The sequence below is a fragment of the Faecalispora sporosphaeroides DSM 1294 genome (genome assembly GCA_000383295.1).
Classification (GTDB): domain Bacteria; phylum Bacillota; class Clostridia; order Oscillospirales; family Acutalibacteraceae; genus Faecalispora; species Faecalispora sporosphaeroides.
Genome location: KB911073.1, coordinates 103,697 through 116,753, shown reverse-complemented (window position 1 = coordinate 116,753; position 13,057 = coordinate 103,697). Strand labels below are relative to the sequence as shown.

The window sequence follows — 13,057 nt, the reverse complement described above, 5'->3', positions numbered from 1 at the left end:
TTAAAATCCGCCATACGTTTCCATAAAGGCTTTAAAAGACTGTAACCCCTTATCCTTCTCTGCTAAAATCAACTTCTTTGCCCCGCCGACTCTATCCAACGGCCATTCAACTCCAAGTTCCGGATCATTCCATAAAATTCCGTCATCATATTCACCATAAAACTTCTCCGAACACTTATAAGAAACTATCGATGGCTCAATCACGAGATAACCGTGCCCGCACCCTGCCGGTATTAATATCTCTTTGCGATTATCACCAGTTAATTCAAAACTAAGCCACTTTTTAAATGTAGAGCTATTTTTTCTCAAATCGACAACCACATCCCACACATGACCACTAATGCATCTTACAAGCTTCGGTTGCTGTTTAACCCGTTGAAAATGTATTGCACGAATAACGCCTTTATGGGAAGTAGTATAAAACACTTCCTGCAAGTCATGTTTAATACCATTTGCTTCAAAAACTTCTTTGGAATAGTCTTTGGTAAAACAACCTCGAACATCGTCTGCATTGAATGAAGTAATTTCCATCAGATCAGGAATAGATGTTTTTTCAAATTCAAATTGCTGAATCATGAATTTTCAACCTCCTTTGCTTTCCACCATTCCATTGTGCGCTTACATCCTTCCGAAAAAGTGACCTCGGCTCGAAATCCAGTATCCCGTTCAGTTTTTGAACAATCAAACTTCGATAAAGGCAAGTCTATTCCGGTAAAAGGAATATCACCGAAGTAAAAAGGCAGGTTTGGAGCAATAGAGGATTGCATCTCTAATAAAAACTCCTTAAGAGGGCGGGCCGTAGAGCTTCCAATAAGATATTCATGAAATGGTTTTCCGTTTTCTCCAATTAGACGAAATGCTCTTGCCACATCATCAATATACACAAAATCATAGTTTTGAGTACCGGCGGTAAATTGTGGAGACTCACCTCGCAAACACTTTTGAATGGTTGTATTTACCAGGCGCGGGCTGCGCTCTCCAACCCCATAGGCATTTGTTATTTCCGGCCAAACAAGCTCAATGCCAATGTCTGTAGCAACCGACATGCACATAACATGCGCTATTAACTTTCCGCCGCCATAAATATAGCCCAATCCGGGACGGTTCCCTTGTGTATATGCAGCTGCCATCGTTTCATGCTCCATGATACTTCCCGCACATAAAAAGCGCCTGCAACCAAGCTGCTTTGCGACACGCAGCGCATCCACGGTCCACTGAGCATTTTGTAACTGTAAGGCGGTATCGGCGCGGGCAGGTCCCGCACTCCCCGCCCATGCAAAATGAAAAAACAACGCATTGTCTATCGAGGGAATTCTTTCAGGTAAGGCAGCTAAATCCGAAAGGTCGCAAGCAATAAACTGAACTTGAGCAGCATCCGGTATATTGTAATCGCATCCTTGCAAATCCAAAGCATAAATATAATAATCATGCTGAAGCAGTTCTCTGACAACTGCGCTGCCCACAAAGCCATTAGCACCTGTAACTACAGCTGTTTTCATTCTCAAATTACACTCCTAAAAGCATTAATCTGACGATCCATAATGAATGGAATATCGTCCCCTGCCATCCAAGCTTTTGTCCATTCACAGGTTTTTTCAATGGCATCTGTAATATGCCAACGAGGCCGCCAGCCAAATACATTCTTAATTTTGGAACAATCAAGTTTAAGAAAATTAGCTTCATGGGGTCCCCCAACATATCTATTTTCCCAGCTTGCATTGTTTCCCCATACATTGCAAAAGAGATTCACCAATTCTCCTGTTGTAACGCAATCGCAATCATCCGGACCAACATTATACCATCCAGCAAACTTGTGGTCTTGATATTGCTTTTGAGCTATCATTAGATAAGCAAACAGCGGCTCTAATACATGTTGATATGGCCGAGTAGAGTGTGGATTGCGCACCACTATAACCTCATTTTTTTGAACAGCTCTTACGCAATCGGGAATAATTCTGTCGTTTGCAAAGTCGCCGCCGCCGATTACATTACCGGCTCTGGCGGTGCTAATGGCAACCCGACCATCCGCAAAAAAACTGTTTTTATAGCTGTGTGTTACGAGCTCCGAACAGCTTTTGCTATTGGAATAGGGGTCGAATCCATCCAAAGGCTCATTTTCCCGATAGCCCCATTCCCATTCCTTATTTTCATACACTTTATCTGTAGTGACATTGAGAAAGCTTTTTACACTGTCAGACAGTCGTACGCACTCCAGAATATTGACGGTGCCCATTACGTTTGTTTCATAGGTACAGGCGGGGTCTTTATAACTATCCCGTACAATGGGCTGAGCCGCCAAATGCAGTACGATCTCGGGCTTTGCAACATCAAAAGCTTTTTTTAAAGCGGACATATCTCGAATATCGCCGATAACCGAGGTCATCTGCCCTTCAAGACCTGCCAATGCGAAAAGGTTGGGTTCAGTTGGCGCAGGCAAAGAAAAACCCGTCACATCAGCTTGCGCGCTCACCAATATACGTGAAAGCCACACTCCTTTGAATCCTGTATGCCCCGTGACAAAAACGCGCTTACCTTTATAAAAAGAAAGATCGGTCATTATTACCACACCTTCCATGGAGCTTGTCCTTTTTCCAGTAATTCTTCAAGGTGTTGTTTATCCCTCAATGTATCCATACACTGCCAAAAACCATCATATTGATAGGCAACCAGTTGTCCCTCTTCTGACAGTTGCTCTAAGGGCTCTCGTTCAAATATTGTAGAATCTCCTGCAATATAATCTAACACTTTTGGCTCCAACACCATAAATCCACCGTTAATCCATCCACCATCTTCTTTACGTTTTTCAGCAAAGCGACTTATTGTATTATCTGTTTCGATTTCCAATGTACCAAATCGTCCGCCTGGCTGAACAGCAGTCATAGTAGCTAACTTTCCGTGAGACTGATGGTACTCCAGTAATTTACTCAAATTAATATCGCATACGCCATCGCCATACGTCATCATAAAAGGATCATTGCCTATGTAATCCCTAACCCGTTTAATGCGACCGCCCGTCATGGTGTTTAGTCCGGTATCGACCACCGTAACTTTCCACGGCTCAGCAACATTATTATGTATCGTTATACCGTTGCCGTTACAAAAATCAAACGTTATGTCCGAACGATGAAGATAGTAATCCGCAAAGTATTCTTTTATTACATGTTGCTTATAACCAGCACATATCACGAACTCATTAAAACCGTAATAAGAATAAGACTTCATTACATGCCATAAAATGGGCTGCCCACCTATTTCAATCATAGGCTTGGGTTTGAGGTGACTTTCTTCTGAAATACGGGTCCCAAATCCACCGGCTAAAAGCAATACTTTCATAATATAACTCCTCATCTTTTGCTGCTCTATCTATATCTTATTTCACTTTTGCAGGTCGATATTGCGGCTTGAATATATAATAGATTTGTTTACAGAATCTCCAACGAAGTGAACCTTTAGGAATCAGCAACTTTGCGAACTTACGGCGGCGAGTTCCAATAGGAAGTAATCTATCAGCCAGCTTGCGGATACCTGTACGAGCGTCAATTACGATCGGAGCCGTTATCCCAATACACGACATTTTCTTGTCGACCATTCTGTTTAAAATAGATTCATAAAAAATAGTTTGTCTGGCAATCTCCCAGAAATCGTCTGCAAATTCCAGTTCAGGATTAAACCATGGCTTGTTCTCACTAGCATAGTGAATAATAAACGGATTTTTTTTAGCTTCAAAATAATTTCTTTGTGCTGTAGCTGGAGCGCGAGCAATGGCATCGCTAATCGCTCCATTAACATAAACCATGTGATTCCATCTCGTATCAAGCAACATAGTTTGCCCTTCTAAAAGAATATTAAAAATGTCTTGATCCACTACTCTTAATTTATATTTATTAATATAATTCATAATTTTTTCACGTGTAAAGGTATTGCGAAATTTTTCTAAATCTAATAATATTAATCCTCCGTTAAAACATAAAAACGGATTGATAATGTGCAAATCCTTAACATAATATTCATATGTATCGTTATTGGGGTCATTTAACCACCCTTGTAAAATTACATCATTAACTCCACCTCCGATTTTGTCTTCCAATGAAACACCATAAAGATCCGAAAGGTCTCTTTTTACTACCATGTCACAATCCATAATAATTGCTTTTTTGTAATATGGAAGAAACCATGCTACTAACAGGCCATAATAAGTCTCTTGAGATATACGATCACTATTAATAAAGAAATTAGCATCTTTAATTTGTTCGGCTACATTAAAAAAACGAATTGAAATATTGTTTTTCCCCTGAACTAAAGACAAAATTCTATGTTTATTTAATGTCGTCATATCTCGTTCAAAAACAATAATATCATAATTATTTTCAGAGTTTGAGGAATTGATAATTGAAGTTATGCATACCCCCAAATATGGAGAGAAAAAATCACTAGAAGATAAAATGATTGGAATATTATTATAATTAAAAGCAGGATGAAAACTATTATACATATTGCTAAAATTAAATATTAAATAGTATGCATTGCTAATTTTTAATCGATACGTACTTCTTTTTGAATAAATAAAAGTACCAAATAAAAATGCTCCGAAAACCTCAAAAATGTTTAACTGATTGGTGGTTAGTTTTGAAACATTCAAGCTTTTTTCCAACTCAAATAATACAGAAAATTGAAACTCACATAGCTCAAAAAAAGTACTTTTATCCATAATAAAAAGTGGCGTTTCAAATTCCCACTCTGATTCATTATATTTTTTAGCGCTTTCCCCAAAATCAGGTTGAATTGATCGGATAGTTTCAATATAAGTTTCAATGCAAAATCCATCTAATTTACTCATGAAAGATGAGAAAAATGAAGTGTCTTTTTTTTCCTTGGGTTTTCCAACAATAGCATTATATTTTGAAATAATCTCTTTACTGCTTTCTGCTAAATTAAGGCGATATTTTTTTATATTATCTTCTGAAAATAATACATTCAAACAATTTGGAGTTTTATCAAAATTATTTTTTAAATCTGAATGCAATAATAAATACTGATTAGCTTTGTAAAATCCATAATAATCCGCTTCAACATTTTTCCACGCCCAATATTGGACTGTAAGGTCACCAAATGTATTTACCTTATTCGAAATATTATCACCCGTGTCATCACCCAGCATAGACACGTCCTCACGTGTGTCATAAACGGCACCGCAACGCACATTTAAATATAACGGATTGTCAATGGTTTCACTATCCTGATCAATGCGGTGAGAAACAAAAATTTTAATATCCGGTTTTTTTTCACTCATTGCAAGGCACTCCTCAAATAATAATCATTGAGCAACAGTATAACTTATTTTCAAGTTTCAACATTATAAAGGACAATATATTTTATATTTCATAGCTATCGCATACCAAATCTGCAAGATCCAACATACGCACCCCGCCACCATCCAGCCATAAAACTCTATCACATAATTCTTTAATTTGGCTCAAATTGTGGGACACAAACAAAACTGTTGTTCCTCCTGACATTAACTGCATCATCCTGTCCCTGCTCTTTTTCTGAAAAGCTTCGTCGCCTACAGCTAAAATCTCATCGACAATCAATATCTGAGGATTTACCATTGTTGCAATAGAAAATGCCAATCTCATTAACATTCCTGATGAATAATTTCTTATTGGCACATCAATAAAATGGCCCAACTCCGAAAACTCCAGTATTCTGTCATATTCAGAGCGGAGGAATTCTTCAGAATAACCTAAAATAGCGCCATTGAGGAAAATATTTTCCCTGCCGGTTAAATCCATATCAAAACCAGAACCTAACTCCAGCATGGGAACAACATTTCCTTGGCACTTAACCACGCCTTCAGTAGGTTTAAGAATACCAGAAATCACTTTCAGCAACGTGCTTTTTCCAGATCCATTACGCCCAATAATTCCAAAGACTTCACCTTTATATACTTCAAAACTTATATTTTTTAAAGCCCAAAATTCATCATAGGTAAGTTTACCCCCAATTTTTGCTGTTACAAATTCCTTAAGTGACATGATTCGGTCTCCTGACAACCTAAACTGCATGGAAACATCCTTAACATCTATCATCAATTCCTTCATTTCTTAAACCTCTTATAAATACAATACAAAACGATCCTGTGTCTTTTTAAACACAAAAGCGCCAAGCAAAATGGAAATAACAGCAAAAAAGAAACACAGCACATACATAATCGGCTCAGGAGAAATTCCATCCATCACACAGGCTCTTACAAATTTAATAAAATAATAAAGAGGATTTCCCTTCAAAAGAATAGCAACACTGGAAGGAAGGATACTCTCCGGATAAAATAGAGGCGTTAAATACATCCAGACCATACTAATTACACCCCACAAAAACTGCATATCCCTGAAAAACACCATGGCAGATGCCAACAGCATGCCAAGGCCAAGGCAGAATACTGCTAAACAAACTAAAACAAAGGGTAACAGAAGATAAGCCTTTGTCGGATAGAGTCCCGATGCAAATGTCACGATAAGAAGTGGAACCATAGCAATTAACAGATTGATAAAAGAAGATATGACTCTGGTAAGTGGATATATATATTTAGGCACATAGACTTTTGTTATCAAACTTGCGTTTCCAACAATAGAATTTAAAGTCATACCGCACGCTTCGGAAAAGTAGTTGAAGATTACAATGCCGCAAAGCAGATAAACGGAGTAATAAGGAATATCAAACCGAAACAGGTTAGAGAATACAAGGTATTGCACAAGCATAGTCAATAACGGATTTAGAAAGCTCCATAAAATTCCAAAAAATGATCGTTTATATTTAGCCTTGAAATCTCTGGCAACCAACTGACGAATGAGAAATCGATATTTTCGTATGGCGACTAATGCCATAAATAGAAGTGGTTTTTTCCCATTCTTTATACTGTGCAGAGTAACTAATATATAAAAAACGAGCAGGAATGCACCAACGACAACAAATTTCCAATAATGCAAACCTATCCAAATATAATCTTCACCCTTCACCGAAAAGCAAAGCATCCCAGGAACAGAATTCCCATTCAAAGAAAGTAAAAAACCATCCTTGGAAGCCGCCGTGTTCATTAATGGTGACACAGCGCTTCCTGGCATAGAATCAGCTGTTATTTTTAATAACAAAGGAGCCCCTGTTAAGCCTTCAACAGGTTTTTCAAAAGTAAACGTACTGATATATCCTTCTGTTATTTCTCCAGCGGACAACTCCTGATGCATGATTTGTATATTTCCATTCAACTCATAAACATCGATATAAACCGTTCCTTTATTGTGCCTATTATAGGTTCCCCATGCAACAGAAACAGATGTAATTCTCTGAATGTTATTGATGAATGTTTGTTCTGCCAGACTCCCAGAAGTTAACTCCACAGTTCCAGAATTGGCTGTTTGCATATTAATATTCTCTCTTGATTCGCGAAAATGAAGCTGTTCTCCTGCTAAAAAATAAAAAATCACAGACATCAACAAGTAGCCAATAACTAATATCTTACTATATATCTTTAACGTGCGTTGATTTAAGGCCAAATTATTTTCAACTTTGCTGATTAACCAATTTATATTAGGTTTCACAAAACATTTGTCCTTCCTTGTACGGATATTCACTTCATATTACTCTTCTGTTTAAGCAAGCCTATTTATGATAATGGCAAAATCCCCAAATTCTACTTTTTATGAATTTTAGTTTACTATAACGAATATATGCTGTCAAGTTAAGTCAGATAATATCAATAACAAGGTATATTGAATAAACCAAAAATTACAATATTACAACTAATTTGACTATAATATTTTTCTTATTCCGCTAAAGAAAATCATATTAAGGAAATAAACCTTTTTAATATCTTTCGCTTTTTTGAGCCAACAGGCATTAATATATTCAATATTTTTCGAATTGTAAATGCCATATAATAATAAATGTTAATGATCAATGCTTTCGCAAAAGATGTAACTCTTTCTGTCTTGTAAAAAAAGACTATAGGTAGTTCTAAAATTTTATATTTATTTTGTTTCTGTATATGGTATACAAATACGCCATATAATATTTCGCCGACAAAAGCCGGAGTGCGTCTCATTGTTTCCGTATATCCTACAGTATCTAATTGTTTTTCTAATTCAAACATTATATCAAACTGAAACTGACACATTTTATAAAATAAATCTCTTTTCATAACAAAACAATTAAATCCTCTATGCTCATTTCCTCCAAGATATTCAATAGCAGAATTAAGATATTGAGGAAAATGTTCCTCAATTAATTTTATTAACAAATTTAAAGACGATTTTTTTATATAAATTCCATCATAACTTTCCCATAAAGAACTAACCGTACCGACACTATTTCCTGAAGGTACTGATATTTTTTCTACTATGGCGGATTTTGACACAACTGCATCATATTGTGAAATTAAATCTTTAACATAATTGTTGTTATTTATAACATATTTTTCTGCGCTTCTTTTTGTTAATAACGGAACACACAACATGTTGTATTGATTAGTGTTAAATTGAGTCCCAATATGCGAATTAACAAAAGAAAGATATCTACGGTAATGACACATACCATAGTATTCTGCTTTGTAATTTTTCCATGCCCAATATTGCACTGTGAATTCGCAAAAAGACATACGTTTTTGTGAAATATTATCTCCAGTATTATCTCCATCACAAGAGGGAGATAAAGAATTATCAAAAATTGCACCACAACGCATAGGATAATAGATAGAATAATTAATATATTCACTTTCAATATCAATGCGTCTTGATACAAAAATTTTTATGTCAGGCAACCATTTCATCCCCTTTAACTAAAAAAATCTTATGGTATATTTGTAATAAGCGGGATGTCCAATAAACGCCAAAAACAGCAACACTAATATGCGCAAGTTTGCATCGTGGAGATCTACTATATGATAATATCCATTTTAGTCGATCCGCCCTCATATATAGTGTCTTTGTGCCAACTCGATTTAAATTAGACAAATTAAATAATAAAATCATGTATTGATAAGCTAAAAAAGAGTTAATTATCAACCTGTATTCATTTTCAGGCTGTTCTTGAGCCCATTTTTCAATTATTTGAAAAAAAGCCAAAGCCCGTGAAGGCGTATATGATTTCGTAATAGAATTATTGCGTTGTCTATAACAATAAAAATCGAGCGGACAATATGCATAACTATTAGCCACTCCGAAAAGTCTAAACGTCCACTCAACATCTTCCACAGACACAAGATTCTCTAAAAACGTTAACCTATCATCCAAAATATCGCTTTTAATCGCTTTTGCCCAGGCGCTACCCGGATATTTTTTTAAAAAGGATAAATGATTTAACACACTGAGTGAAGACATACCATTAATTTTAGAAGAACAAAAATTTTCTCCCATTGGAATCTTCAAACCATTTGAATATACTTTTATTGTATCAAGAAAAACTACATCTGGATATATTTGATCTGTAATTATTTCCCTTAACCTCATTAAAGTATTTGGCATAATAAAATCATCCGAATCTATAAAAAGTATATAGGTTCCTAAAGCACATTTGATTCCAAGGTTTCTTGCTCCCGAAACACCAATATTTGTACTTAAATGATGAACTACAACTCGATTATCTTTATTAGCAAATTCATTGCACAATTTAAAGCAATTATCAGTTGAAGCATTATCAACAAGTATAATTTCAAAATCAACAAAGTTCTGATTTACTATGCTATAAACGCACTGTGGCAGATATTCTGCAACATTATAAACTGGTATAATAAAAGAAAAAAATGGAGAACTATGCGGCCCCGTTGATTTTTCCATGCTAATTTATCACCTCTAATAACTTTGCACTAAAGCATCGCCTTTGAAATTGATTTACGTATTTTCCACATTAATCGACTTTCTGTGTACCATCGATATTATAACATAAATACCCATAAATTTTCAATTAAACTCACGCTTAAATAATTCATACTAAATGATTGCCTGCTTAATACTACATCCGTTTTATCTTACATGCCCATTGTCATCCCACTTTGCTGGGTCTCCTCCCGCGCCAGCTCCGCTTTAGCAGCTGTCCTTCTGTTGTGCAGCAGCAATTCTTCCGTCAGACCTCTCAGTTCACGCTTACCTGAAAGAAATACCGCCACCTTGTATTTTTCAGCCTGATATTGACGGTAGTAATCGGCAAGGCTTTCCATAACCGCCACGTTCTGCTGCTCTTGATTGGTCAGCCATATTTCCACGATTTTTTTCTGACGGTCAATCTGAATTTTCAATAGGCGGGCCCCCTTTCATCCAGATTCTTCCTAATAGCTGCGCAGCATATGCCGTTTTACCGCAAATTTCAGCGCTTCTCGCTGGTGTTGCTTGCTGTCCGTCCATATAGGAGGCACAAGGGGAGGCGGCACATCGCCCGCACACTCCAGATTTTTACCGAGAGCAATTACATCCTTACCAAGGTGTCTTGTCTGCTCCAGTTGCCCCAGCCAGCCTTCGGGCGGCTCCGGCGTCAAGGGACTAAAACCATGCTCGGCACGGTATTCTCCCTCCATTGCGCGCTTTTTCTTCTGCCCTTTGTGATAACTCTCCAGCACAGGCTGACCACGCGACAGACAAATTTCATCGTTGATCTTTTGGTGCTGTACCAAATCATCCTGGTTCTGGTGCAGCTTTATTCCAGTTTTGAAGCGGACCGAATTGACCAGCAGATGGTTGTGCAGGTTGTCCGTGTCGCAGTGTGTGTCTATCAGCATCGCACATTTCCAACCACACAGAATAAAAATCAAGACCGGCTCCGAGGCAGGCGCTTTCGCGTATGCTTTGGAGCCGGTCTTTTTCCGCCCGCGCCGCCCAATCGGCGGCTGGGGGCGGTTATTAAGGAGGCTTATTGATCGACGACTTCGGGGAAGAACTTGTTGTGGATCGCCGCAACCGCCTTATCGGCGTCCTTGCGCTCGATCAGAACCGAAATCTTGATCTCGCTGGTGGAGATCATTTGAATATTGATGTTGGACTCAAACAGGGCTTCAAACATCATCGCGGCTACACCGGGGTGCGTCTCCATGCCCGCGCCGACGATGGAAATCTTCGCGACGTCCTCGTCATATACAACGCTGGAAGCACCAATCTGCTCCACGTAGGGGGTGAGAACCTCCATGGTGGCCTGCAGGTGATCCTCCGAAACGGTAAAGCTGATGTCCTTTGTGCCGTTGCGGCCGATGGACTGCAGAATAATATCGACATTCACATTCTTTGCAGAAAGCTTGGAAAATACCTTAAAGGCCAAACCAGGACGGTCCGGTACCCCGATAATCGCTACGCGGGCTACCCCGTCATCCTTTGCAATGCCGCTGATCAACATTTTTTCCATTTTGGTTGCCTCCTTCACAATCGTACCCGGTACCCGGTTATAGCTGGACAGAACCTCCAGCTCGATATTATATTTTTTCGCCATTTCCACAGAGCGGTTGTTCAGCACCTGCGCGCCGAGCGTGGCCAGCTCCAGCATTTCATCATAAGAAATGACATCAATTTTCTTCGCGTTTTTGATCTTGCGGGGATCGGCGGTGTACACACCCTCCACATCGGTGTAAATCTGGCACAGATCCGCATGCATGACGGCCGCAATCGCAACGGCGCTGGTGTCGGAGCCGCCGCGGCCCAGAGTGGTCATGTCGTTGTAGCGGTTGATTCCCTGAAAGCCCGTAACGACCACGATGTTGCGCTTATCCAGCTCCTTCTTGATGCGGTCGGGCGTCACACGCTTAATGCGGGCGGAGCCGTAGGATGTATCGGTAAGAAAGCCCGCCTGCCAGCCGAGAAGCGAAACGACGGGGAATCCCATCTGCTCAATGGTCATGGCGAGGAGCGAAGCGGACATCTGCTCGCCGGCGGTCAAAAGCATATCCATCTCCCGTTTGGAAGGGCGGGAATTCACCTCTTTGGCCTTGGCAATCAGGTCATCCGTTGTGTCGCCCTGCGCAGACACGACAACGACCACGTCGTTGTTTTGGGAATACGTTTTGGTGATGATATCGGCGACGTTGCGCAAACGCTCCGCGTTGGCCACGGAGCTGCCGCCGAATTTCTGAACGATCAAGCTCATAACGTTCTTTCCTCCATTATCAGATAAAAATTCATCAGGAATTTGTTTCTTCAAATACTCTGGCGCCGTGCGCTTCCGCGCCGCGAACCGAGATTGCCCAATCCGCCACGCCCCACTGCGCCATATGCGCCCGCGCGCGCTCCGCAAAATTCTCCGCCTGCCCGGCCTCCACCATCGCGATGATGGTCGAGCCCGCGCCGCTGATGTAGGTGCCGAGGGAACCCAGCTCGGCGCACATTTCAAACACCTTGTCGCAGTGGTCGATCAGGCCCTTTCGGTACGGCTGATGAATGCGATCCTGCACAGCCACACGCAGATTTTCAAGATTGCCCGAAAAGAGCGAGGCCGTCATCAGCGCCGAACGCGACAGATTGTAAACCGCGTCCTCCCGCGAATACTCCTTCGGCAGCACCGAGCGCGCCGTTTCGGTTTTCAACTCAAAAGGGGGTACAAAAACAGCGAACCGGATTTTCTCGGATACCGGCACGCTGACGCTGTACACGCGCCCCCGCTCCATTGCCGAGGTGACGAGCCCACCCAGAAGGGCCGGCGTGGTATTGTCGGGGTGGCCCTCAATCTCCGCCGCAAAATCGATTAGCTGCTGCCGGCCAAGCGGGCCTCCCAAAAGATGATTGGCGCCCAGCAGGCCGGCCACAATGCAGGCCGAGCTGCTGCCCAGGCCGCGCGCCATGGGAATGTTGTTTTCCTGCTCAATATGCAGCCCGCGCGGGCTGTGCCCGCAACGCTCATACAGCAGCTTTGCCGCCCAGTAAACCAGGTTATGCTCATCCTGCGGCACCGGTGTCGCATCTCTGCTCACAATTTGAAGGGTATCGCTCTCCTCCATCCAAACCTGATTGTACAAGGTGAGGGCGATTCCCAGCGCATCGAAACCGGATCCCAAATTCGCGCTGGTCGCCGGCACTTGTATTCTGATCATATC

At 40.4% G+C, this 13,057-nt stretch carries 13 protein-coding genes; all 13 read right to left on the bottom strand.

From position 1 onward, the window contains the following. Positions 1-576 (bottom strand): dTDP-4-dehydrorhamnose 3,5-epimerase, encoded by a 576-nt coding sequence (gene rfbC / locus G340_RS0113530; RefSeq protein ID WP_020074187.1) that lies wholly within the window; start codon positions 574-576, stop codon positions 1-3. Beyond that, positions 573-1,499 (bottom strand): NAD-dependent epimerase/dehydratase family protein, encoded by a 927-nt coding sequence (locus tag G340_RS0113525; RefSeq protein WP_020074186.1) that lies wholly within the window; start codon positions 1,497-1,499, stop codon positions 573-575. Before G340_RS0113525 ends, rfbC begins: the two co-directional genes overlap by 4 nt. A gap of 2 nt (positions 1,500-1,501) precedes the next feature. After that, positions 1,502-2,557 carry a CDP-glucose 4,6-dehydratase gene (gene rfbG / locus G340_RS0113520; protein WP_020074185.1) on the bottom strand — a complete coding sequence of 352 codons (1,056 nt, stop codon included), beginning with the start codon at positions 2,555-2,557 and terminating at the stop codon, positions 1,502-1,504. Between the two features lie 2 nt (positions 2,558-2,559). Further along, positions 2,560-3,333: a glucose-1-phosphate cytidylyltransferase gene (gene rfbF / locus G340_RS0113515; RefSeq protein ID WP_020074184.1), complete on the bottom strand. Its 774-nt coding sequence runs from the start codon at positions 3,331-3,333 to the stop codon at positions 2,560-2,562. A gap of 37 nt (positions 3,334-3,370) precedes the next feature. Beyond that, complete coding sequence (locus G340_RS0113510; RefSeq protein WP_020074183.1) at positions 3,371-5,290, bottom strand: DUF4422 domain-containing protein; 1,920 nt, start codon at positions 5,288-5,290, stop codon at positions 3,371-3,373. 82 nt (positions 5,291-5,372) lie between these two features. Continuing rightward, positions 5,373-6,101: an ABC transporter ATP-binding protein gene (locus tag G340_RS0113505; RefSeq protein WP_020074182.1), complete on the bottom strand. Its 729-nt coding sequence runs from the start codon at positions 6,099-6,101 to the stop codon at positions 5,373-5,375. A gap of 12 nt (positions 6,102-6,113) precedes the next feature. Then, entirely contained in the window at positions 6,114-7,595 is a 1,482-nt protein-coding gene (locus tag G340_RS17300; RefSeq protein ID WP_020074181.1) for an ABC transporter permease, read from the bottom strand. 242 nt (positions 7,596-7,837) lie between these two features. Further along, positions 7,838-8,812, bottom strand: coding sequence for a DUF4422 domain-containing protein (locus G340_RS17565; protein WP_033402292.1), 975 nt, complete (start codon positions 8,810-8,812; stop codon positions 7,838-7,840). Then, on the bottom strand, positions 8,805-9,827 hold the full coding sequence (locus G340_RS17560) for a glycosyltransferase family 2 protein (RefSeq protein WP_081626957.1): 1,023 nt from the start codon (positions 9,825-9,827) through the stop codon (positions 8,805-8,807). The genes G340_RS17565 and G340_RS17560 overlap by 8 nt, the downstream gene beginning before the upstream one ends. A 191-nt stretch (positions 9,828-10,018) precedes the next feature. Further along, positions 10,019-10,285, bottom strand: coding sequence for a hypothetical protein (locus tag G340_RS0113490; RefSeq protein WP_020074179.1), 267 nt, complete (start codon positions 10,283-10,285; stop codon positions 10,019-10,021). Between the two features lie 30 nt (positions 10,286-10,315). Continuing rightward, a complete protein-coding gene (locus tag G340_RS0113485) occupies positions 10,316-10,795 on the bottom strand; it encodes a relaxase/mobilization nuclease domain-containing protein (RefSeq protein ID WP_154653217.1) in 480 nt (159 codons plus the stop codon). Positions 10,796-10,893: 98 nt separating this feature from the next. After that, complete coding sequence (locus G340_RS0113480; protein WP_020074177.1) at positions 10,894-12,114, bottom strand: aspartate kinase; 1,221 nt, start codon at positions 12,112-12,114, stop codon at positions 10,894-10,896. A 34-nt stretch (positions 12,115-12,148) separates the two neighbouring features. After that, positions 12,149-13,054 carry a homoserine kinase gene (gene thrB / locus G340_RS0113475; RefSeq protein ID WP_020074176.1) on the bottom strand — a complete coding sequence of 302 codons (906 nt, stop codon included), beginning with the start codon at positions 13,052-13,054 and terminating at the stop codon, positions 12,149-12,151. Positions 13,055-13,057: the final 3 nt, after the last annotated feature.

Excerpts from the sequence above, each read along its gene's own strand:
- rfbG (WP_020074185.1), bottom strand. The coding sequence starts at position 2,557 with ATGACCGATCTTTCTTTTTATAAAGGTAAGCGCGTTTTTGTCACGGGG.
- G340_RS0113505 (WP_020074182.1), bottom strand. The coding sequence starts at position 6,101 with ATGAAGGAATTGATGATAGATGTTAAGGATGTTTCCATGCAGTTTAGG.
- G340_RS0113510 (WP_020074183.1), bottom strand. The coding sequence starts at position 5,290 with ATGAGTGAAAAAAAACCGGATATTAAAATTTTTGTTTCTCACCGCATT.
- rfbF (WP_020074184.1), bottom strand. The coding sequence starts at position 3,333 with ATGAAAGTATTGCTTTTAGCCGGTGGATTTGGGACCCGTATTTCAGAA.
- G340_RS0113525 (WP_020074186.1), bottom strand. The coding sequence starts at position 1,499 with ATGAAAACAGCTGTAGTTACAGGTGCTAATGGCTTTGTGGGCAGCGCA.
- G340_RS17560 (WP_081626957.1), bottom strand. The coding sequence starts at position 9,827 with ATGGAAAAATCAACGGGGCCGCATAGTTCTCCATTTTTTTCTTTTATT.
- rfbC (WP_020074187.1), bottom strand. The coding sequence starts at position 576 with ATGATTCAGCAATTTGAATTTGAAAAAACATCTATTCCTGATCTGATG.
- thrB (WP_020074176.1), bottom strand. The coding sequence starts at position 13,054 with ATGATCAGAATACAAGTGCCGGCGACCAGCGCGAATTTGGGATCCGGT.
- G340_RS0113480 (WP_020074177.1), bottom strand. The coding sequence starts at position 12,114 with ATGAGCTTGATCGTTCAGAAATTCGGCGGCAGCTCCGTGGCCAACGCG.